This window comes from Mycobacterium sp. IS-1742 (assembly GCF_001500125.1).
In the GTDB taxonomy this organism is placed as follows: Bacteria; Actinomycetota; Actinomycetes; order Mycobacteriales; family Mycobacteriaceae; genus Mycobacterium.
In genome coordinates this window covers 1-20,155 of sequence record NZ_LQIV01000028.1, presented here as the reverse complement: position 1 = coordinate 20,155, position 20,155 = coordinate 1, and the positions used below count along the sequence as shown (strand labels likewise).

The 20,155-nt window shown below is 70.8% G+C and carries 22 protein-coding genes; 14 read left to right on the top strand and 8 right to left on the bottom strand.

Annotation, left to right across the window (positions count from 1 at the left end; genetic code table 11):
- The first annotated feature begins 10 nt into the window (after positions 1-10).
- Genes AU196_RS17270 through AU196_RS17250 form a run of 5 tightly spaced genes read left to right on the top strand, consistent with a single transcriptional unit; the run spans position 11 to position 3,902 of the window.
- The gene (locus AU196_RS17270) at positions 11-1,219 is read left to right on the top strand and encodes a thiolase family protein (protein ID WP_059096313.1); all 1,209 of its coding nucleotides are present in this window, start codon (positions 11-13) and stop codon (positions 1,217-1,219) included.
- A gap of 4 nt (positions 1,220-1,223) precedes the next feature.
- Positions 1,224-1,634 carry a Zn-ribbon domain-containing OB-fold protein gene (locus tag AU196_RS17265; RefSeq protein ID WP_059096312.1) on the top strand — a complete coding sequence of 137 codons (411 nt, stop codon included), beginning with the start codon at positions 1,224-1,226 and terminating at the stop codon, positions 1,632-1,634.
- Positions 1,631-2,683 carry a zinc-binding dehydrogenase gene (locus AU196_RS17260; RefSeq protein WP_197415821.1) on the top strand — a complete coding sequence of 351 codons (1,053 nt, stop codon included), beginning with the start codon at positions 1,631-1,633 and terminating at the stop codon, positions 2,681-2,683. Before AU196_RS17265 ends, AU196_RS17260 begins: the two co-directional genes overlap by 4 nt.
- Positions 2,680-3,096, top strand: a complete 417-nt coding sequence (locus tag AU196_RS17255; protein WP_059096310.1) for a nuclear transport factor 2 family protein — start codon at positions 2,680-2,682, stop codon at positions 3,094-3,096. The genes AU196_RS17260 and AU196_RS17255 overlap by 4 nt, the downstream gene beginning before the upstream one ends.
- Positions 3,093-3,902 (top strand): SDR family NAD(P)-dependent oxidoreductase, encoded by an 810-nt coding sequence (locus AU196_RS17250; RefSeq protein ID WP_059096309.1) that lies wholly within the window; start codon positions 3,093-3,095, stop codon positions 3,900-3,902. The genes AU196_RS17255 and AU196_RS17250 overlap by 4 nt, the downstream gene beginning before the upstream one ends.
- A 1-nt stretch (position 3,903) precedes the next feature.
- On the opposite strand, the gene modA is transcribed toward AU196_RS17250, so the two are convergent.
- Positions 3,904-4,644, bottom strand: a complete 741-nt coding sequence (gene modA, locus AU196_RS17245) for a molybdate ABC transporter substrate-binding protein (protein WP_059096308.1) — start codon at positions 4,642-4,644, stop codon at positions 3,904-3,906.
- Positions 4,641-5,045 carry a TOBE domain-containing protein gene (locus AU196_RS17240; protein ID WP_059096307.1) on the bottom strand — a complete coding sequence of 135 codons (405 nt, stop codon included), beginning with the start codon at positions 5,043-5,045 and terminating at the stop codon, positions 4,641-4,643. The genes modA and AU196_RS17240 overlap by 4 nt, the downstream gene beginning before the upstream one ends.
- Positions 5,046-5,266: 221 nt before the next feature.
- On the opposite strand from AU196_RS17240, the gene AU196_RS17235 reads away from it, so the two are divergent.
- Genes AU196_RS17235 through AU196_RS17210 form a run of 6 tightly spaced genes read left to right on the top strand, consistent with a single transcriptional unit; the run spans position 5,267 to position 13,077 of the window.
- Positions 5,267-7,297 (top strand): SaeA-related protein, encoded by a 2,031-nt coding sequence (locus AU196_RS17235; RefSeq protein WP_059096321.1) that lies wholly within the window; start codon positions 5,267-5,269, stop codon positions 7,295-7,297.
- The gene (locus AU196_RS17230; protein WP_059096306.1) at positions 7,294-9,786 is read left to right on the top strand and encodes a GAP1-N2 domain-containing protein; all 2,493 of its coding nucleotides are present in this window, start codon (positions 7,294-7,296) and stop codon (positions 9,784-9,786) included. Before AU196_RS17235 ends, AU196_RS17230 begins: the two co-directional genes overlap by 4 nt.
- A gap of 1 nt (position 9,787) precedes the next feature.
- Complete coding sequence (locus tag AU196_RS17225; RefSeq protein WP_059096305.1) at positions 9,788-10,945, top strand: hypothetical protein; 1,158 nt, start codon at positions 9,788-9,790, stop codon at positions 10,943-10,945.
- Between the two features lie 42 nt (positions 10,946-10,987).
- Complete coding sequence (locus tag AU196_RS17220) at positions 10,988-12,028, top strand: FHA domain-containing protein (protein ID WP_059096304.1); 1,041 nt, start codon at positions 10,988-10,990, stop codon at positions 12,026-12,028.
- A 60-nt stretch (positions 12,029-12,088) separates the two neighbouring features.
- Complete coding sequence (locus tag AU196_RS17215; protein ID WP_059096303.1) at positions 12,089-12,598, top strand: pyridoxamine 5'-phosphate oxidase family protein; 510 nt, start codon at positions 12,089-12,091, stop codon at positions 12,596-12,598.
- A complete protein-coding gene (locus AU196_RS17210) occupies positions 12,598-13,077 on the top strand; it encodes a nitroreductase family deazaflavin-dependent oxidoreductase (protein ID WP_059096302.1) in 480 nt (159 codons plus the stop codon). The genes AU196_RS17215 and AU196_RS17210 overlap by 1 nt, the downstream gene beginning before the upstream one ends.
- On the opposite strand, the gene AU196_RS17205 is transcribed toward AU196_RS17210, so the two are convergent.
- Genes AU196_RS17205 through AU196_RS17195 form a run of 3 tightly spaced genes read right to left on the bottom strand, consistent with a single transcriptional unit; the run spans position 13,055 to position 14,763 of the window.
- Positions 13,055-13,900: an acyl-CoA thioesterase domain-containing protein gene (locus AU196_RS17205; RefSeq protein WP_059096301.1), complete on the bottom strand. Its 846-nt coding sequence runs from the start codon at positions 13,898-13,900 to the stop codon at positions 13,055-13,057. The two genes, AU196_RS17210 and AU196_RS17205, sit on opposite strands and share 23 nt — an antisense overlap.
- Before the next feature lie 49 nt (positions 13,901-13,949).
- Positions 13,950-14,255, bottom strand: a complete 306-nt coding sequence (locus tag AU196_RS17200) for a GNAT family N-acetyltransferase (protein ID WP_059096300.1) — start codon at positions 14,253-14,255, stop codon at positions 13,950-13,952.
- Positions 14,256-14,277: 22 nt separating this feature from the next.
- Complete coding sequence (locus tag AU196_RS17195; protein WP_059096299.1) at positions 14,278-14,763, bottom strand: EVE domain-containing protein; 486 nt, start codon at positions 14,761-14,763, stop codon at positions 14,278-14,280.
- A gap of 126 nt (positions 14,764-14,889) precedes the next feature.
- Here AU196_RS17195 and AU196_RS17190 point away from each other — a divergent pair, with 126 nt between their 5' ends.
- Positions 14,890-15,168, top strand: a complete 279-nt coding sequence (locus AU196_RS17190) for a DivIVA domain-containing protein (RefSeq protein WP_059096298.1) — start codon at positions 14,890-14,892, stop codon at positions 15,166-15,168.
- A 181-nt stretch (positions 15,169-15,349) separates the two neighbouring features.
- On the opposite strand, the gene AU196_RS17185 is transcribed toward AU196_RS17190, so the two are convergent.
- On the bottom strand, positions 15,350-15,643 hold the full coding sequence (locus AU196_RS17185; protein WP_059096297.1) for a WhiB family transcriptional regulator: 294 nt from the start codon (positions 15,641-15,643) through the stop codon (positions 15,350-15,352).
- Positions 15,644-15,992: 349 nt separating this feature from the next.
- On the opposite strand from AU196_RS17185, the gene AU196_RS17180 reads away from it, so the two are divergent.
- Together AU196_RS17180 and AU196_RS17175 are read left to right on the top strand one after the other, a co-directional pair.
- On the top strand, positions 15,993-16,757 hold the full coding sequence (locus AU196_RS17180; protein WP_059096296.1) for a hypothetical protein: 765 nt from the start codon (positions 15,993-15,995) through the stop codon (positions 16,755-16,757).
- Positions 16,758-16,878: 121 nt separating this feature from the next.
- A complete protein-coding gene (locus AU196_RS17175) occupies positions 16,879-17,787 on the top strand; it encodes a hypothetical protein (protein ID WP_059096295.1) in 909 nt (302 codons plus the stop codon).
- 18 nt (positions 17,788-17,805) lie between these two features.
- Here the strand turns inward: AU196_RS17175 and AU196_RS17170 are convergent, their stop codons facing one another.
- Both AU196_RS17170 and AU196_RS17165 read right to left on the bottom strand, forming a co-directional pair.
- Complete coding sequence (locus AU196_RS17170; protein WP_059096294.1) at positions 17,806-18,810, bottom strand: MPT63 family protein; 1,005 nt, start codon at positions 18,808-18,810, stop codon at positions 17,806-17,808.
- Between the two features lie 118 nt (positions 18,811-18,928).
- Positions 18,929-20,152, bottom strand: coding sequence for a MinD/ParA family ATP-binding protein (locus tag AU196_RS17165; protein ID WP_231737623.1), 1,224 nt, complete (start codon positions 20,150-20,152; stop codon positions 18,929-18,931).
- Positions 20,153-20,155 lie beyond the last annotated feature (3 nt).

The window sequence follows — 20,155 nt, the reverse complement described above, 5'->3', positions numbered from 1 at the left end:
GAGATGACACATGGGTTTACGCGGTGACGCAGCCATCGTCGGATACGTCGAACTGCCTCCGGAACGGCTGAACAAGGCCGGCCCGGCACCGTTCCTCTTGGAACAGTGGGCGGAACTCGGCGCCGCGGCCCTCGAGGACGCGGGTCTGCCCGCCGAATCGGTGAACGGCATCGTCACCTCACACATCGGCGAGTCCGAGATCTTCGTCCCGTCCACCGTGGCCGAGTACCTCGGAGTGGACGCGAACTTCGCCGAGATCCTCGACCTCGGCGGAGCCAGCGCCGCCGGGATGGTCTGGCGGGCGGCCGCGGCCATCGAGCTGGGGCTGTGCGATGTGGTGCTGTGCGCACTGCCCGCCCGGTATCTGACCCCGACGTCGGAGAAGAAGCCGGCGCCCCTGGTCGACGCGATGTTCTTCGGCTCGTCGAGCAACCAGTTCGGTTCTCCGCAAGCCGAATTCGAGATACCCTACGGCAACCTCGGCCAGAACGGTCCCTACGGTCAGGTCGCCCAGCGGTATGCGGCGGTCCACGGCTATGACGAGCGGGCGATGGCCAAGATCGTGGTCGACCAGCGGGTCAACGCCAACCACACCGAGGGCGCGATCTGGAAGGACACGCCCCTGCGCATCGAAGACGTCCTCGCCAGCCCCGTGATCGCTGATCCGCTGCACATGCTCGAGATCGTCATGCCGTGCGTCGGCGGGGCCGCGGTCGTGGTGGCGAGCGCCGACATGGCCAGACGGGCCCGGCGCCGCCCGGTGTGGATCAAGGGTTTCGGGGAGCACGTGCCGTTCAAGACGCCGACGTACGCGAAGGATCTGCTGCAGACCCCGATCACCAAGGCGGCCGACACCGCGTTCGCGATGACGGCCCTCGACCGCGCCGACATGGACATGGTGTCGATCTACGACTGCTACACCATCACCGTGTTGCTCAGCCTCGAAGACGCCGGGTTCTGCGAGAAGGGCAAGGGGATGGCGTTCGTCAGCGATCACGACCTCACCTTCCGCGGCGACTTCCCGCTCAACACCGCAGGCGGGCAACTCGGTTTCGGACAGGCCGGACTCGCCGGCGGTATGCACCACGTGTGCGACGCCACCCGCCAGATCATGGGCCGCGCCGGCGCCGCGCAGGTGGCCGACTGCAACCGGGCGTTCGTCTCGGGCAACGGCGGCATCCTGTCCGAGCAGACCACGCTGATCCTGGAAGGTGACTGACCCGATGACCACGTTCGAACGGCCCATGCCCGTCAAGACACCGACGACGGCGCCCTTCTGGGATGCATTGGCCCAGCACAAGATCCGCATCCAGTACTCGCCGTCGTCGGATGCGTACGTGTTCTATCCGCGGGTGCGGGCGCCCGGGACGCTGGCCGACGACCTCGAGTGGCGGGAGATCTCCGGGCTCGGCACCCTGTACTCGTACACCGTCGCCAGGAGACCGGTCGGGCCGCACTTCGCCGATGCCGTCCCGTTGCTGACCGCGATCGTGGAATGGGATGAGGGACCGCGGTTCTCGACCGAGTTGGTCAACGTCGCCCCGGAGGACATCCGGATCGGGATGCGGGTGCGCCCGGTGTTCTGCGACCATCCCGAACACGACGTCACGATGCTGAGGTACGAGCCGTCATGAGAGCCGTGGTCCTGAGAAACGGTGAACTGAGCGTGCGGGAGACGGCCGATCCGGTGCCGGGCCCGGGGGAACTCCTGCTCGAGACGCTGAGCACCGCGATCTGCGCGTCGGATGTGCACTTCATGGATCATCCCGACCTCAGCCGCCACGACCCCACCGGGCGGTCGCTCTACGACGAGGACCGCGACATCGTGCTCGGCCACGAATTCGTCGGCGAGGTCATCGGACACGGTCCGGGGTGCTCGGACGCCTTCCCGCTCGGCACCCGCGTCACCTCCATCCCGATCCGGCTGGTCAACGGCGGCGCGGACGGCGCCCGCATCATCGGTCAGCACCCCGACGCCCAGGGCAGCTTCGCCGAACGGGTCGTGGTGGCCGAGGCGATCGCCAGAGCGGTGCCGGGTGAGGCCTCCCACGATGCCGTGGCCCTGACCGATGCCTTTGCGGTCGGCGAGTTCTACGTTCGCGCCGCCCGGATCGAATCCGGCGAGATCCCCATCGTGATCGGCGCCGGGGCGATCGGCCTGTCCGCGGTGGCGGCACTCACCGCCCGCGGCGTGTCGCCGGTCATCGTCTCGGACTACCGCGCCGACCGGCGGGAGCTGGCCCGCGACGCGTTCGGCGCCCACATCCTGGTCGACCCCGCGGAGCGGTCCCCGTTCGACGTGTGGCGAGAGGTGCGTGCCGAGCGCAACCTGTGGGGCCCGGCGGTGGTGTTCGAATGCGTCGGCGCCTCGGGGCTCATCCAGCGGCTCGTCGAATCGTCGGACATGGGCACCCGGATCTACTGCGCCGGAGGCTGGTACACCGGTGACACCCTCGACATCACCAGTGCCACCCGGCAGGGGGTGACCATCCAGTTCGGGGGCGGACCCATGCCGCAGGACTGGTACGGCACGCTCGACGCGATCGCGTCCGGGCGGCTGGACCCCTTGCCCAGCGTCGGTCGGGTGATCACCCTGGAGGGGGTGCCGGACGCCCTGGACGCGGCCCGCCGATCCGACGGTCCACCCCGGATCGTCGTGCATCCGAACGGAGACAACGTATGAGCGCCTATGAAGACCGCGCAGACATCACCGACGTCCTGGTCCGCTACGCCACCGGCATCGACCGTCGCGACTGGCCGCTGTTCCGGACGGTGTTCACCGACGACTGCGCACTCGACTACGGCGACATCGGCAGCTTCGACGGCGTGGACGCGGTCACCGGGTTCATGGATCAGGCCCACGCCATGGCCGGCCACACACTGCACCGCTTGACCAATGTCGCCGTCGACGTCGAGGGAGACAGCGCGCACGCCCGAACGTATGTCGACGCGCTGATCTTCGCCGCGGACAACGCATCCGGCGTCAACGCGGTCGGCTTCTACGACGACGACCTGGTGCGCACCCCGGCCGGGTGGCGCATCGCGCGGCGCAGGTTCACCACCGTGCGCGTGAGCACCGTCGGGGATCCGTCATGACCTTCCCGCAGAGATACGGTCCGTGGGCGGTGGTGGCCGGCGCGTCCGACGGGGTGGGCGCCGCCTTCGCCGAGCGGATCGCGGAGAACGGCGTCAACGTGGTGCTGGTGGCCCGCAGGCAGACCGTTCTCGACGAGGTCGCCGCGGGCATCCGCGATCGCACGGGTGTCGAGACCCGCACGCTGGCGGTCGATCTCACCGACCCCGGGGCGACCGCGGCCATCGCCGAGGCCACCGCCGACCTCGAGGTCGGCTTCCTGGTGTGCTGCGCGGGCGCCGACCCGGCCTTCGAACCGTTCCTCGACCAGCCCGTCGAGGCCGCCGACGCGCTGGTGCAACGCAACTGTGTGGCACCGATGCGGCTGTGCCACCACTTCGCGCCCGCGATGGTCGGCCGCGGACGCGGCGGCATCGTCGTCTTCGGGTCGGGCGCCGGATTGGCCGGCGGACCGAACATGGTGACCTACGCCGCCACCAAGGCGTTCGACATGGTGTTCGCCGAAGCCCTGTGGGCCGAACTGCACGAGAAGGGCGTCGACGTGCTCGGCCTGATCCTCGGCAAGACCGACACCCCCGCACTGCGGACCCTGGAACACCGTCGCGGTCAGATCGCGTCGACGGAGGAGACGCCGTCCGGCGCCGTTGCGGTGACGGACGTGGTGGCCGAAGCGTTCGACAATCTCGCCAACGGGCCGACCTGGATCGTCGGCGAGGATCTGCGCGCCGCCACCCAGATGCTGGGCTCGCTCACCCGCAGCGAGGCGGTGCGGTTGATGGCCGAGGCGGCCAAGGCCGCGATGGGGTAGTTCACGGCACCGTGAAGCCGTTGCCGCGCAGCACGTCTCGTCCGGCTGGTGCGCTGACCGCCGCCACGAACTCGCGCGCGTCCTCGACGTTCCGCGACTCCGTCAGCACCGCGATCGGATAGGTGTTGACCGCCTGTGCGGCCTCGGGGAAATCGACCGCGGTCACCCGGTCCCCGGCGTCGCGGGCATCGGTGACGTACACCAGCCCGGCATCGGCCTGACCGCTGGTCACCTTGTTGAGGACGTCGGTCACCGACGACTCCTCGCTCACCGGCTGCACCGTCACGCCGGCCGCCCGCTGGACGGCGGTGGCGGCGGCGCCGCACGGCACCTGCGGGGCGCAGAGCACCACGCTGATCCCGGGTGCGGTGAGGTCGCGCAGTGAGCGGATGCCCTTCGGATTGCCCGGCGCGACGGCGATGGTCAGGGTGTTGGCGGCGAACGCGACCGGCGCGCCGTCGAGGAGTCCCGCCTCGGCCGCCCTGTCCATGGTCCGGGTGTCGGCGGCGGCGAAGACGTCGGCGTAGGCGCCCTGGGTGAGCTGGGTGACCAGATCCGACGATCCGGCGAACGAGAACTCGACGCTCATCCCAGGGTGGTCGCGCTGGAACCGTTCGCCGATCTCGGTTAACGACGCTCGTAGTGACGCCGCGGCGAAGACCGTGAGCGTCGACGAATCCTGTTGTGCCCCACATCCACTGAGCGTGACGGCCACGACGACGGCGAGGAGGGTCCGCCTCACGGCTGACCCGGCGACTCGACGATGACCGTGGTGGCCTTGACGACGGCGACCGCCACGCTGCCGGGTTCGAGCCCCAGTTCGCGCACGGCGTCGGTGCTCATCAGCGACACCACCGTGAAGGGGCCGCACTGCATCTCGACCTGCGACATGACGGTGTCGCTGACCACGTCGGTGACCAGACCGGCGAACCGGTTGCGGGCCGAGCTGGGTGTGCCGAGCGGATCCTTGGGTGCCATGGCGGCGTTCCTGCGGGCGAACGCGGCGAGTTCGGCTCCGTCCACGACCTTGCGGCCGGACGCGTCGGTCGACGCGGCCAGGCTGCCGTCATCGATCCACCGCCGGACGGTGTCGTCGCTGACGCCCAGCAGGTCGGCGGCCTGGCGCACCCGGATGGTCGGCATGTGCGCATGCTAGCAACCGCGTATGCGGTCCACATCGCAATCTACAGCCGCGGATACGGAAAGTGCCCGGGATGGACGGCGTCCACCGCGCCGTCTTTCACCGTATCGGTGGATAATTTGCTGTCCGTGGTGGTGGAATCTGACGCAATGCACACAAGCGGGGGTGGCGTCGTGGCGAGAGGTCCCTTGGCGTGCCCGGGCACCCGGGCGGTGTCGCGGAGGTGACCGAACACCCGCAGGCGGACGACGATCCGCGGCTCGGCGCGCTGCTCGAATGGCGTCAACGGCTCATCGACACCGGCGCGGTGTCGGCCCGCAGCTTCAAGGAGGCCCACCTGCGCCTGGTGCTACGGTCCGGGCGCACCGACGTCGAGCAGATCCGGGCCATGCTCCCCGGTTCGGTGTCCGAGCACGCCGAGGACATGGCACGAGTCCTGGCCGAACTGCCCGGCCCCACCGGCGCCGAGACGACCGCCGCCGAGGACGGCCCGACGGGCCGCCACCGCGGGAGCGACCCCGAGGAGGCCGCCGCGGAGCGGCCCCAGTTCGATCCGTTGTACGAATCCGGCCCGCCGAGCGAGCATTTCGCCCCGTACGCGGCAGACGCCCCGGCCACACCTGCGCACGGCGTCACACTGCACCGCCGCCGCGACACCGGGACCCTCGAGCTGCGGTGGCCGGCGATCGACACCACCGACCAGGCCGTCGTCTACCGCGTGGTGAGCGGCGAGGACACCCCGCCCCGGTCGCCCGACACCGCCGACCCACTGGCGGTGACCACCGCGACGTCCGTGACCGACGACCGGCCGCCGGTCGCCGCGGTGCGCCACTTCCAGGTGTGGGCGAACGTCGGCGCCACCCGCCCGGAGGCACTGGCGGCGCAACCGATCCTGCACGCCGGCGGCGTGCTGATCGGCCGGATCACCGACCTCACGCTGCAGGAGGACTCGGGCCGGGTGATCGGCCGGTACACCGTGCCGCCCGGCGTCGACGCGGTCCACGTGTACCGGATGCCCGTCGGCGAGGCGCACCGCGACGGGCCGCAGTACCGCATCCTCGCCGGGCAGGACAACCTCGCCGGGTTCGTCGACATCGACGTCGAACGCGGGTACCGCTACGTCTACCGTGTGCGCTGCGCTGCGCCCGTCGGCGGGGTGCTGCGACTATCGGAGGCCGCGGAAGCCGGTGTGGACGTGTCGGCGGTGCTGGCGCCGGTCACGGATCTCGCGATCACCGGCAGCACCGCGGACGCCACCGTGCTCGACCTCGCGTGGACCACGCCGCCTGGCGGACGCGTGGTCGTCTACCGCACACCCACCGGTCCGAGCGCGGGCGCCGAGGCCGACGAGCTACCCGAGGACGCACTCGATCAGGTCGGCCTGCCTGCGGAACTGCGCCTGGCGCAACCGATCACCGAAGAGCGTGTCGAGGACGGGCGGGTCCGCGCCGCGATGCCCGGCGTGGCGTGGCCGGACCAATGGAGCCGCGCCTACTTCACCCCGGTGACCCTCATCGGTGGCCGCGCCATGCTGGGCAAGACCTTCTCCACCGTGCGGACCGGGGCGATCCGCGACATCGAACTGACGGAGTACTGCAACAAGCAGGTGCTCACCTTCGAGTGGCCCGACGGTGCCGCCTCCGTCGTCGTCTACCTGGCGGCGCGGGGACACGATCCGCGCAACGGGCTCACCGGGCAGACCTACGAGATCACGCTCGAGGAGTACGAGAAGTACGGCGGGCTGCAGCTTTCGGGTCAACTGCCGGTACACGGCTGCTCGCTGCACCTGGCTCCGATCGCGTTCACCGGCGGGCGCCGCGTCATGGGCGCCATCGTCAGCGTCGACTACCAGGGACTGCTGCGGCTGCAGTACGCGGTGCGTGTCGGCCGCGACGCCGAGGGGCGGCCGTTCACCGCCACCATCGCGGTGCGCTCCGAATACGACCTCCCCGGCTCACCGGCGTTCGTGTTGGTCAACAACCCGCACCGCATCCCGTTGAGCGTGCACGACGGTGAACTCGTCGACGTCGCCCCGCTCGACGATCAGGGCCGGCTCGCCGCCCCGCCGGCCAAGGAACTGCGGTGGTCACAGCTCACCACGACCGGGGGCAGCGAACTGTGGGCCGCCAACGTCCGGAACCGGCAGGGCTGGATCCGCTTGTTCGTCAGCACCCCGTCGCCCGCCAGCCTGCGGCTGATCGCGCTGCTCGACCCGCCGGTGGAGCATCTGCGGCTGACCCCGGCGGCCACATGATCGGCCGCTACGGACAGCTCAGCTACACCTCGTTCGACACCGCCGCGCACATGGGCGGCTGGCAGGTGAAGGAGACCTCGGCCGAGCTGTCCCACGACGAGGTGCACGCCCTGACGTCCGGGGTGCGCACCGTCTTCCGGCCCGCCCACCCGCTGCCCGCATATCCGACACCGGAACAGCTCGACCGCGGCCCGCGCCGGCTCGCCTACGGCACGCTCGACCGAGGCCGCGCGGGATACTGGCACACCGTGCCCGCCGGGTCCGACAGCACCGGCAGGCCCGGAAACGTGTTCGCCCACGCACTTCTCGACCGTGCGGCGGGGGAGCGGTCCGACCGTCCCATCCAGTGGTGGCGGTCCGAGGGCTGGCTGTGTCCGTACGGTCCGCACGCGGTGAGCGCCGCCGCGTTGCCGAAGGAGCCACCCTCGCCGGGGCGCGTGGTGACCAAGGACAGCGTCGTGCAGTTCGTGCTTGACCCCGGCGCCTGGCGGCTGGCGACGTTGTTCGGGCTGCTCGACGCGGTTGCCGCTGCGCTCGACGGTGGGCCCCCGGTGGTGCTCGGCGTGGACTCGGCGGATTCGGCCGCCCAGTGGATCGGGCTGGTCAGCTTCCTGATGTCATCGGGAACCGCTGCGCGCCTGCATTTCTCGACATTCGACAGGGCCGACCAACTGACCCTGGCCCGGCAGAGCAGGCAGCACCTGACCGCGGTGCCCGTCGAAGACCTCGAATTCGTCCCCGACGACGTCGTCGCGATCAGTGAGCACACGACGCTGTCGCTGGGCGAACTCGACCACGAACCGCACCGCACCGCCGACGGGCGGCCCATCACCGTCACACCGTGGTCGGCGATGGCGCAGGTGGTGCTGCTCGACGCCGGCTCGGCGCGGTCCGTCCTCGACGACATCGACCACCACGCCGCCCAGGTGGCCGACACGGGCCTGCATCCGGCCTGGCCACTGGCGATGTCGGTGGCGCACCGCGACGAGTTCGCCGACGCGCTCGCCGAGGCGCACGCCGTGATCGCCGCGCATTCGCCGCGCGCCGCGAGTGACTCGGTGGTGGCCCGCACCGTGGCCGACGTGATGCGCGCCGCGCTGGGCACCAGCACCGCCGACGCGTGGAAAGCCGTGCAGGACAACGACGGCGGGCCCGCCGCCGACCTGGCCGATCTGACCTACCTGTGCCGCGCGGTGGCCGACGAGGAATGGTTGAGCCGGCCGGGCCGGATCCCCGTCCGCGAACGGGGGCCCGACGCTCACCCGCCGCCGAGGGAACTGGGCGAGGCCATCGGACCCGCCCTGGCCGCGGCGAGCACCGGCGGCGCCTACCGGGTGGCGCGGTTGGCCGATCTGCTGCTGGGGTCGGGGATCGACGACGACCGGGTGGCCACCGCCCTGCGTGTCGAGGTGGTTCCGGCCCTGATGGATCCCGAGGCGACCCCGGCTCTGCTGAATGAGTTGCGCGAGGGCGTCGGTGCACCGACCCGGCTGGCGCTGGCGGCGGCGCTGCTGCGGGATACCGGCGACACCCCCGCGGTCGACGCCGATGTCTTGGACTGGCTGGCCGACGGCGTCCGGGCCCCGGCGCCGCAGGATCTGCGGGAAGCCGAGCCGTGGGATCCGATGTGGACAAGGGCGGCGCTGCGCGGGGTGCGGACCGTCGCGCGCGGCGCCCGTGACCAGGCCGACCGCTGGGCTGGTCTGTGGTGGTTGCGGGTCACCGGCTCCGACCGCTTCGAGGAGGTCGCGGGCAGCTCGGTGTGGCATCCTGACGAATTGCTCGCCGCCGTCGGCGATTCCGCCCTGCCCGGTGCAGCGGCGGTCCGCACGCTGGTCGGTGCTCCGCCGTCGGCGGAGCTGGACCGGTTGGCCCAGACGGTGCTTCGGGCCAACAACGACGACGTCGCGGTGGCCTGCGCGGCGGTGCGCATCGTCGATCCGAGAGCCTGGATCGAACAGGGCTTCGCCGCCAGCCACCAGACCGCCTACGCGCCGCTGTGGGAGACGGCCCTGGAGACGGTCGGGACGACAACCGCCCACCACGATTTCGCCGTGCGCCTGGTGACGTTCGCGGCGATCGCGCTCGCGTCCGGACAGCCCTATCCGCCGTCGAGCGCGATCCTGACCGCCGACCCGCAGGTGACCGTCGACGCCTTCGGGCAGCTCGCCGCGCTACTCGACGGCCACGTCCTCGACGCCGTGTCGGTGCTCGCGGTGGCCGCCCTGCGCTTCGCGCACAACGGCGACGACCCCGTGGCGGTCACGGACGGGATCGAAGAGCTGATCTGGCGGGCCGCGCGACATGTCATGGCCACCCGCCGACCCGAATCCATCGACGTCGGCGTGATCGCCGCCGCCATGGCCGCATTCACCGACGAGCCGGCCGACGGCGCCGGCCGACGGCATCGCAAGACGGTGGGGAGACTGCTGGCCCGCCGACCGGAGGCGCCGACCGCGCCGATCGCCCGAACCCGCTGGAGCCGTTGACGTGACGAAATGCCCGCGGTGCTTCTCGGTACTGGACCCGAACCAGTACCTGTGGACGCTTCCTCCGCAGGCCGGGGGGACCCGCTACCGAGACGACCTCGCGTCGTCCTACCTCGGTGCGCCCGCCGACTCGGGGGCGCTCTACACCTGGGCCCGCCCGCCCGGCTACACCGGACCGCCGCCGCCGCTGACGGAAGCCAGTCAGGCGCTGCAGGGTCCGGCGGTGGAGATCTGCCCGGTCTGCCACTTCATGCTTCCCGACGACTGGAGGAACGGCCACGCCGTCTGCATCGCAATGGCCGGCGCCCGCGCCACGGGCAAGAGCCTCTACATCGGTGTGCTCGTCAAACAACTCGAGTTGCTCTGCGAACACCTGGGGGTGTCCATGCAGCCGGCCACCCGTGCGACGGCGGTGGCCTACACGATGAACTACGAGACGCCGCTGTACATTCAGCGTGGTCTGGTACCGCCCACCCCGACCGTGCAGACGCAGGCGTCGCACCAGCGTGAGCCGCTCATCTACGGCATCGGGGTGTGGCACGGTGTGCGGCGCTACCTGGTGTTGCGTGACGTCGCGGGGGAGGATCTGGAGTCCGGCGATCTGCACACCCCGCCGTTCCGGTTCTTCGCCAACGCCGATGCGGTGTTCTTCATGTTCGACCCGTTGCGTATCAAGGGGATTCGCGACCAACTGCACGACCTGCTGCCGGCGCAGGCGTTCAGCGGCGGTGATCCGCGCGCGGTGCTGAACAACGTGCTGCACGCCGTCGGCGGGGCCCAGCCCAAGCTCGCCGTGATCGTGTCGAAGTTCGACGCGCTGCGGGTGCTGCGGGACGTCGAGGGCTCGGAATGGAGCCTGATCATGTCCAACGCCGGGGCGGCCTATCTGCGGGATCCGTCGGACACCCCGCACTACGACGAGTCCGACGGGCAGTTGCTGCACGAAGAGGTGCGCAGCCTGCTCACCCGGTTGCACGGCGGGGCCATCGTCGCCGCGGTGGAGAACCCGTCGACCGGCATGCGGATGCCGCACCGGTACTTCGCCGTCTCCGCGCTCGGCGCACCCCCCAGCGGGAACCGACTGCATTCGCGGGGCATCGCACCGTTCCGCACCGTCGACCCGGTGCGGTGGGTGACCGCGCCCTACGGCGTCCTCTGATTGGTTAGCATCGCCAGAGCGAAGTGATCGCGGGGGAGGTCCATGGTGCAGGGCGTTGGCGAACCCGTTCCGGCCCTGCGGATCCGGTGCGGGGAGATCCCGTACACCCTCGTGCCCGGCGACGCGCCGATCCTGATCGGGCGTGAACTGCCGGCACAGATCCGTCTCGACGATCCGCGGATCTCCCGCGTGCATGCCCGGATCGCCGTCGACGGCGATCACTGGGTGATGAGCGACGCCGGCAGCACCAACGGCGTGTTCGTCGACGGGGAGCAGGTGTATTCGGTCGAGATCCGGGACACCGTGACCGCCCGGTTGGGGCATGCCGAGGGCACCACGATCACCCTGACGGTCGACGGTGCGGCCGGTCACGACGGGACCGCGGTGGACATCGACGTGGGCATCGCCCGCGCCGGGGTGGCGGTCGCGGACCGTCGCGAGGAACTCGGATTCACCAGGCGCCGGCTGGAGGCCGACGGCGTCGTCGACCAGCAGACGCTGGCCGACTTCGAGGCAGGCAGGCGGTGGCCCTCCGACGATGCGCGGGCCCGCCTCGAGGAGCACCTCAACTGGGCGCCTGGCGCCATCGCCGCGGTGCGGGCCGGTAGCCCGGCGCCGGAGGATGAGAGCACCGAAATCCTCTCCGACACAGTCCAGATGGCGGTGATGGTCGACGCCGCCTACATCGGGCTCGGCAACGTGAAGGCCCGGATCGACAAGGCCCCGTCCCAGGACGATGCGGCGTATGACGACTACATCGCGGCGCTGCTGTTCGATCTGCGCGGGCTGGAGAAGATGGCCCATAACGCGGGCAGCACGTGCAGGCGTCCGGACGTGGCCGTCGTGCTCCGCGACATCCGCCGCACGTACAACACCCTGATGATGCGGGCGGCGCAGGCACCGGATGCGCCGCTGAGCCGACGCCTCTACGCCGCGCGGCACGCCGCCGAGTTGACCGTCGAGGAGACCGCGGACGCGGCCGGTGTCAGCGTCGAGGCGGTCACCGACGCGGAGGCCGGGCATGTGGAGGCCACCGCCGCCGCCGCACTCGAGGCCCTGGTCCGCCGACTCGCCGACCGCTGAGCCCCGCTGAACACGCGGACTCCTGTGACGGCGGCCGCGCGGGCCTGATAGGCATACACCGTGGGCAAGAACGAACGCGCGAAGATCGTGATGTCCGATGCCGAGATCGCCGAATTCATCGACCACAGCCGCACCGCGACGATGGCCACGGTGCTGCCCAGCGGCCGGCCGCACCTGGTGGCGATGTGGTACGCGGTGCTCGACGGGGAGATCTGGTTCGAGACCAAGGCCAAATCGCAGAAGGCGGTCAACCTGCGCCGCGATCCGACGGTGACGGTGATGATCGAGGACGGTCTGACCTACAACACGCTGCGGGGAGTCTCCATCGACGGCCGCGCGGAGATCGTCGACTCCGATCCCGATCTGCTTCTGCGCGTGGGGATCAGCGTCTGGGAGCGGTATACCGGCCCTTACAGCGACGACATGAAGCCGTTCGTCGACCAGATGATGCACAACCGGATCGCGGTGCGGGTGGTGCCCGAGCGGATGCGCAGTTGGGACCACCGCAAGCTCGGCATGCCGGAGATGCCGCTGTCCGGCAGCACCGCGCAGTACCTGGTTGAATCCTGATGTCGCCGCAGGAGCGCCCCAAGCAGCTCGACTCGCCGGTGCTGCCGAAGATCTTCAAATACGTCGGCAAGGCGCACGTGTGGGTGTACCGGCGCACCGGTGGCCGGATCGGCGGCAAGTGGCGCGTCGGCGCGGGCTTCCGCAAACCGGTGCCGACGATGCTGCTCGAGCACCGCGGCCGGAAGTCCGGGAAGGTGTTCGTGACGCCGCTGCTCTACATGCGCGACGGCGCCGACGTGGTGATCGTCGCGTCGCAGGGCGGACGCCGGGAACATCCGCAGTGGTACCGCAACCTGGTGGCCGGCCCCGACGTGTTCATCGAGATCGGCTCGGAGCGGCGCGCCGTGCGGGCGGTGGTCGCCGACGCCGAGCAGCGGGCGCGGCTGTGGCCGAAACTGGTCGACGTCTACGCCGATTTCGAGTCGTACCAGAGCTGGACGGATCGCGAGATCCCCGTCATCCTCCTGCAGCCCCGCTGAGACGGGGTGTGAATCCGGGGTTGGCGAGCGCGGTGACGGTGGCGTTGCCGATCGCACCCCGATGGTCGAACAGGGCCGCCACCCCGGTGGAGACGCCGTCGCAGGCGTGGTGGGTCAGCGCGGTGAGCCCGAGGTGGGGGCCGTCGGGCAGCCGGCTCAGCGAGACCGTGTAGTCGGCGTTGATGAACGGTAGGCCGGTCGACCCGAAGTTGGTCAGCGAGCTGGCGTAGTCGCCGGCGATCGCGGCACGGACGACCGGCGTCAACTCGACGCCGGCGATCAGCGGCGTGATCTCGCGGACCCACACCGATTTCGGGCCGTTCTGCTGCCACCCGCTCAGGTCGGCGGTGGGGGTGGCGCCGTCCGCACCGCCGAACACCCACAGCACCGTGGTGCGGTTGCCGATCTGGGCCGGGTCGGGCGGAAGGGGCGGCATGCCGACCGCACTCGTCCAGGCGTCGTCGACGGGTTCGGGGCCGCGGCGCAGGAACAAAGCCCGCGCACGGGCGACGACCGTGCCGGCCTGCAGGAGCTCTGCGTCGACGAGCCAGAGTCGCCGGCCGCGGCGCAACACCGTCGACCGGGTCTGGACCGGCGCCATCGTGACCGGCCGCATCAGATCGACCGTGAGCCGGGCCGGATGCATCTCCGGATCGGCATCGGTGCCGCGTTCGACGCCACGTTCGATGATGTGCCCGAGGAGCCCGCCGACGTACGTCCCGCTCACCGTCGCGCCCCAGGGGCCGCGCGCGATCGTGGTCGGGACGAACGTCTCCCCGTCGGGGACGAAGAAGGCCGGTGCCGAAGGTGGGGTCGTGGTCACCGCGCCGACCCTAACGGTGTGCGCCCCCTTGCCGATCCGGTGCCCTCGGTCAGCCGTGGACGGGGTCGACGATGTCGGCGTACTCGTCGTGCTTCTCGACGTAGTTGGCGACGAGTTTGCATTCCGGCACGATCCGCTTGCCCGCCGACCGCGTCTGCTGCAACGCCTCCGCGACGAGGATCGTGGCCAGTCCGCGGCCCTCGAAGCGGCCGTCGACCTCGGTGTGGGTGAAGACGCGCTGACCGTCGCGATCCGTGAACTCGGCGAAACCGACCGTCTGGCCCTCCACGCCGATGGTGAACCGGTCGGCTTCGGCGTTGACGGTGGTGGGCGCGCCGGTCTTGTCGGTGGTCACGGGCTCTCCTGATCGATCGGTGTCACTGGACGGTACTGCTGTCCAGTGCGGGTACCCCGCCCGCGTCGTCGTTGACCGTCGACGCCCCGACCAAATCGGACGAATGCGTCATCGCCGTCCGGATGGTCTCGAAGTCGTGGTCATCGATGCGGAACACACCGAACCGGAACTTGTACCCCCAGCGCTGCTTGTTCTCGACGAAATCGAGGGCGTCGATCAGCGGCCGGATCGGGGTCTCGACACAGTCGAGGAAGTCGACGTTGCGCCGCCACACCTCTCCTTCTGTCGAGGCCCGGTACGGCTCCTCGTCGACCACCCGGCCGAGCGCGGTGAACGCCTGCAGCGGCGCGCCGTCGGGATGGGTGACGCGCGGCGAGTAGAAGATGACCCAGTCGCCCAAGGACATGCGGCGCAGTGCGTGGGGCCTGCCGTGGTTGGCTTGCAGGAATCGGCCGCGCACAGCACGTTCGACGTGGTCGCGGCTCACGGTGATGATCCAGTTCGTCATGCCCGCACGCTAAGCGCCGGACCCGACAGATCGCGGTCGCCGGCCACCGGGGGTGTGGACCAACGGCGCTCTGGGGATGGCCGATGCGCCGCGCGACAAGATCGGCGCCGTCTACGATCGCAGTCGATGAGCGAGCCCTCCGGCGGGTTGACCGCTGATGCCGTCCGCAACGCCACGTTCTCGAAACCCGCGTGGAACAAGCGGGGCTATGACCCCAAATCCGTCCGGGACTTCCTGGCGTTGACGGCCCGCCGCCTCGAGGGCCGCGGCCACCTCTGCGCCGACGACGTCCGGCTGATCAGGTTCCCCAAGCCGGCGCTCGGCCGGCGCGGATACCACGACGGCGAGGTCGACCAGTATATGGAGAGGGTGGCCGCGGCGATCGCCGCGCTCGACGCTCGGTGAGAAGTTGAGGACGGTGCCGCCATGGCGCCTCTCGGCGAGTGGCCGCTCGAAGCGGCTGTTCTGTGGTTGGGGCCCGGGGCATGCCCGGCACCGTCGCAGGGTGTAACCGCCCATAAGGCCGCGGTATTCCGGCCGGCCCGCCGCCCACCCCTCGGACATTTCGGCGGTGGACCGGACGGGGTCACGCAGATTCGGGGAACACCCGGCGGATCGCCCGGATGGGATAACCGTTGCGTTCGGCCAGCGAACGAAGCTGCTTGAGCGCGAAGGTCCTGCCGCGGCCGGCTTCGGGAATGACGATGCCGGCCCAGAGCCCTTCGGCGCGCGGCAGTTCGACGGCGTCGCGGGCGCACATCCACCGGCGCGGGCAACCTCGGCAGATGGCCTTGGCCTCTTCGTCGGCGGTGGTGGTCCAGCGTTCCGGATCGCGGGTGCACGCGCCGACCGGGACCTCCAGAAATGTCACGTTGCTCATGATTCGCTCCTTGGGACAAGCCGTGCGGGCCAGCGCCTCGCGTCGGAGAGGAATCTATAGCAATAACCGTAGCGATGCAACGGTTTGATGCGTAGCCCGGTGATGCGGTGGTTAGACAGGAGCGCTCTACCGGCCTTTGACGTGCGGCGATGGCGGACAAGGGCACCCGAAACGCAACGGTTTCCGCGTCCGAAACCGGAGCATTACGGGTATGGAGACGATGCACAAGGTGTAGCTTCGATACGGATTCGCGGGCTCATCGCGAACCCCGAGTCATAGCGGTACCGGTTCCCGCGGTTAGTATTGCGGCACCGAGCCGTCGTCGAGCCAGCGAGGATGAGCGCCGTCCATGACCAACGCGGAGTCGATCGACGAGGCGAGCGGGATCCTCGACCCCGGGGTCGCGCGCGCGGGTGCGGCGGCCGCCGCGCGCCGCCGTGAGCTCGACATCAGTCAGCGCAGCCTGGCCGCCGACGGCATCATCAATGCCGGGGCGCTGATCGCTTTCGAGAAGGGCCGCAGCTGGCCCCGTGAGCGTACGCGGGCAAAGCTCGAAGAGGTGTTGCGCTGGTCCCCGGGAACCATCGCCAAGCTGCGTCAGGGTGAGCCCGTCGGCACCCGCGACACGACCACCTCGATTCAGGCGTCGAACACGGCCTCGGCCCCCGCGGCGCCTGCCGGTGCCGAGGCGCCCCTCATCGCGCAGGCCGTCGAGGCCGCGGTCCACACGCTCGGCGCCACCACGGACGTACTTCCCGCCGTCGACCACCCGGATTTCACGCCGCGGGTCACCACGATCCTGTCCGACCTGCGCCAACTCGAGGCGGTGGCGGCTCGAGCGGCCCGTATCGGGAAGGTCACCCCGCCTCTGATCAAGGCGCTCAGCGCGGTGCGCGGGCGGATCGACGACCTGACGATGCTCGCGGCCACCGCGCCGAACGCCACTCTGGGACAGCGGTTGTACGCGGTCCGCAGACGAGCCAGTCTGACGATCGGCGAGACCGCGCAGGCAGCAGGCGTCTCCGACGACGACATCGCGGACGCAGAATCCGAACGGCCGATCTCGGAGGCGGCGTCGGCAGCCATCGAGACACTGATCGGCGCGCTGGCGTGAGCTCGCCGCGGTCGGGCGCCGCCGCCGCGCGGTGCGGCCTACTACGCTTCCATGGGTACGTTTGCCGAGTTCACCCGAGCGGGGGTATCGAAGTGACGACGAGGTACGTGGAGGTCCGGACATGACGTGGCCGCCTCCGCCGCCGTCCTCGGACCCCTGGGCCACCGGTCCCGTCCCGGAGCGCGACGACGCCGACCCGGCAGCGGAACCGGCAGCGGAACCGGCCCAGGAAACGTTGTGGGAGCCGCTCGCGGACCCGGTCGCGGATTCCGATCCCGACGAATTCTCCGAACCCGTCGAGCACCCGATCGATCAACCGGTGGCGCAACCAATCGCCGAACCGGACGTCAGCACACCCGCCCCGCCACCCGAACAGCCCGGTCCCGAACGGGGCTGGACCGGTCCCGGTCACAGCGCGCCGCCGCCGGTCGTTCCGCGGCCGCAGGTCGCGCCGCCGCCGCAGAAAAAGCCGGTGTGGCTGGTCGCCGCCGCGGTCCTCGGAGTGATCGTCGTCGGAGTGGTGGTGTGGCTGCTCCTGCCATCCGGCGACGACGGCGGCACGCCGGCCGCGTCGACGACCTCCTCGCCGACCCGCACCGCCGACCCACGAGCCGAGGCCGACCTGCGCGCAGCGCTCCCGCGTGGGTATGCCGCCGACGCGTGCGGGATGCAGGCCCCGCCGACGGGTGCGCTCGCCAAGGCGTCCTGCGGTGCGAACACCGACCCCGGGGGCCCGCCGTCGGCGACCTACACGATCGCGGCCGACGACACCGCGCTGGACGCCGCGTTCAACGACGTCATCGAGGCGTCGTCGATCGTCACCTGCCCGGGAAACATCCAGTCGCCGGGTCCGTGGCGGCGCAACGCCACCCCGGAGAAGGTCAGCGGCGTGCTGTTCTGCGGGCTGCAGTCCAACAGCCCGGTGGTGGCGTGGACGAACACCGAGGAGTCACTTGTCGCGGTGGTGAAGTCCGGACCGCAGGGCCCGGGCCTCGACCAGCTCTACACCTGGTGGACGTCACACTCCTGATCGCGCGGAGACGGTGCGTCAGGGCACCGGCACGGGAGTGGGCGTCGGGAGCGGTGCGCCCTGGCCGTGCGGGACGGGTGCCTGATCGCCGGTGCTCACCGGGATCGGCGCCGGACCGCTGCCCGCCGGCTGCGGCGCGGGCGGGACCGGAGCGGCCGGGGCCGCCGGAGCGGGCGCGGGTGCGGCCGGGGCCAGAGCCGGGGTGCCCGAGCTACCGGCCGGCAACGGGGTGCCCGAGCTACCGGCCGGCAACGGGGTGCCCGAGCTGGTGGCCGGCAGCGGGGTGCCCGAGCTGGTGGCCGGCAGCGGGGTGCCCGAGCTGCCCGCCGGAAGCGGGGTGCCGGTGCTGCCCGCCGGCAGTGGCGTGCCCGAGCTGCCGGCCGGGGCCGGAACCAGTTCAGTGCCGGCCGGGGCGGCTTCGCCGGGGGTTGCCGGTTCAACGGCTTCGGCCTCGGCCGGGGACTGCGCGGCCTGCGGCGCCGACGACGTGGCGCTTCCGGACGGTGAGGAGTACGACCGCGGGGTCGAGGACGGCGTGCTCTGCGGGGCCGGCTGGACCCACAGCAGCAGATCCTGGCCGCCGTCGTTGTAGACGACGCTGTCGGGCTGGGCGCCCGTGACGTCGAAGTACAGCTTCCCGGTGGTCTCCTGGCCCTGGCCGAGGGTCGCGGGGTTGACGCCCTGCGGCGTGGCGACCTGCCAGAGCGCGCGGTAGGTCGCGCCGTCCTTCGCCCGGGCGTTGAAGTTCGACACGATCGGCGTCGCCGCGCCCTGGATCGCCTGGTCGGTGGCGGTGGCCTCCCACAGGGTCCCGCGGACGGCGTAGGGGATCGTGTCGGTGCTGGCCTTCAGATCGGTGACGGTCCAACCCTGCACGACCGAGCCGTTGACCAGGTCGGCCTGCTGGCCGATCTCGTGGACGGCGGGGCCTGCCGGCGCACCCGACTCCGCCCCGGCGATCGGTGCGGCGATGACCGCACCGGCGGTCGCGACGGTTGCTGCCAGTACTGTGGTGATCTTCAACGCGCTTCACTCCCTGAGTCGTCCTTCGGCCGACTCCCCCGTTCCTGGAGGCGGTCCCGCTAGCGAACCTAGCAAACGATGACGTTGCTGGGCACCCCCGGGCGGCAGGTCGCAGGCCTCAGCCGCGTTCCCGGGAGCGGTCGTCGGTGACCGGGAAGTGGTCGGCCAGCGCCGCCGCGAGTTCGAGGAACTTCCGCCGCACGGCGGGGGACATCTCCCGCGTCCCGCTGATGACTCCGCCGGGGCGCAGATGCCCGTCGAACGGGATCTCGATGACCCGCTGACCGTGGCCGGCGAACTGCTGCGCCAGGATGGACCGAGTGCGCTTGTCGGCGTGGCCGTCGGAGTCGTTGAGCACCACCACTGTTCGCTGGAGGAGGTTGGTCATGCCCCGGGCGGCCAGCCAGTCCAGCGTCTGCCCGGCCGCCGCCGCCCCGTCCACCCAGGGTGAGGAGACCACGATCAACGCGTCGAGATCGCGCAGCACCTCCTGGGTCACGGGGGAGTCCATGGTGGAACTGCAGTCGACGATCGAGATGGAGAAGTACCGGTCCAGCCGTGAGGTGGCCTCGCGGTAGATCGCCGGGTCGAGCACTCGTCGACGTGCCGGCGATCCCTCCCCGGCGAGGACGAACAATCCGGCGGCGTTGTTGCCGACCCGGCTGCGTACGTCGGCGAAGGATTCGAGGTGTTGATCGGACGCGAGTTCCCAGTAGGAACCCTGCGCGTCGGGGTCGACCCGGCTGCCCAGTTTGCCGAATGCGGTGTCGGCGTCGATCGCCACCACGCGGTCGTCCTGCCGGAGTTCGGCGAAGACCGAGCCGATGCTGGCCGACACGGTCGTCTTGCCGACGCCGCCCTTACCCATCACACCGACCTTGTAGTGCCCGCGCAGGACACCGCGGATCTTGTTCTCCAGCTCGCGCTGTCGCAGCTCGTCCGGTGAGGGGCCGGGGTCGATCCGGCCGAAGCTGAGGCGGTAGACCCACCGGCGCCAGCCCCGCCCCGGTGGCGTGCGGCGCGGCGGCACCAGCCGGTCGACGCGGATCCCCTCGGTGTAGGAACCCGGATGTGGCGATTGAGCGCCCATCGGGCCGGCCGGCCCGTACTGCTCCTGCGGCCAGCCTGCCCCCGTCGGCGGTCCGGCAGGCGTCCGGGACCCGCGAGCGGGCTGCCAACCCGGAGGCTGACCCCATCCGGTGGATTGCGGACCGAGTGGTGCGGGTGGCGGCCCCGACCGCATCTGCTGGGTGTCACGGAAGCTGGCGCGCCGCTCCGGATCGGTGACCACGGTCGGCACGTCGGCCGGGGGCGGCACGTGGTCGTCGGCGATGAACGGCATGTC

What these genes read in the sequence shown, in the direction of transcription:
- AU196_RS17270 (WP_059096313.1), top strand. Translation starts at nt 11, where the DNA reads ATGGGTTTACGCGGTGACGCAGCCATCGTCGGATACGTCGAACTGCCT.
- AU196_RS17265 (WP_059096312.1), top strand. Translation starts at nt 1,224, where the DNA reads ATGACCACGTTCGAACGGCCCATGCCCGTCAAGACACCGACGACGGCG.
- AU196_RS17260 (WP_197415821.1), top strand. Translation starts at nt 1,631, where the DNA reads ATGAGAGCCGTGGTCCTGAGAAACGGTGAACTGAGCGTGCGGGAGACG.
- AU196_RS17255 (WP_059096310.1), top strand. Translation starts at nt 2,680, where the DNA reads ATGAGCGCCTATGAAGACCGCGCAGACATCACCGACGTCCTGGTCCGC.
- AU196_RS17250 (WP_059096309.1), top strand. Translation starts at nt 3,093, where the DNA reads ATGACCTTCCCGCAGAGATACGGTCCGTGGGCGGTGGTGGCCGGCGCG.
- AU196_RS17240 (WP_059096307.1), bottom strand. Translation starts at nt 5,045, where the DNA reads ATGCCGACCATCCGGGTGCGCCAGGCCGCCGACCTGCTGGGCGTCAGC.
- AU196_RS17230 (WP_059096306.1), top strand. Translation starts at nt 7,294, where the DNA reads ATGATCGGCCGCTACGGACAGCTCAGCTACACCTCGTTCGACACCGCC.
- AU196_RS17220 (WP_059096304.1), top strand. Translation starts at nt 10,988, where the DNA reads ATGGTGCAGGGCGTTGGCGAACCCGTTCCGGCCCTGCGGATCCGGTGC.
- AU196_RS17210 (WP_059096302.1), top strand. Translation starts at nt 12,598, where the DNA reads ATGTCGCCGCAGGAGCGCCCCAAGCAGCTCGACTCGCCGGTGCTGCCG.
- AU196_RS17195 (WP_059096299.1), bottom strand. Translation starts at nt 14,763, where the DNA reads ATGACGAACTGGATCATCACCGTGAGCCGCGACCACGTCGAACGTGCT.
- AU196_RS17190 (WP_059096298.1), top strand. Translation starts at nt 14,890, where the DNA reads ATGAGCGAGCCCTCCGGCGGGTTGACCGCTGATGCCGTCCGCAACGCC.
- AU196_RS17185 (WP_059096297.1), bottom strand. Translation starts at nt 15,643, where the DNA reads ATGAGCAACGTGACATTTCTGGAGGTCCCGGTCGGCGCGTGCACCCGC.
- AU196_RS17180 (WP_059096296.1), top strand. Translation starts at nt 15,993, where the DNA reads ATGACCAACGCGGAGTCGATCGACGAGGCGAGCGGGATCCTCGACCCC.
- AU196_RS17175 (WP_059096295.1), top strand. Translation starts at nt 16,879, where the DNA reads ATGACGTGGCCGCCTCCGCCGCCGTCCTCGGACCCCTGGGCCACCGGT.
- AU196_RS17165 (WP_231737623.1), bottom strand. Translation starts at nt 20,152, where the DNA reads ATGCCGTTCATCGCCGACGACCACGTGCCGCCCCCGGCCGACGTGCCG.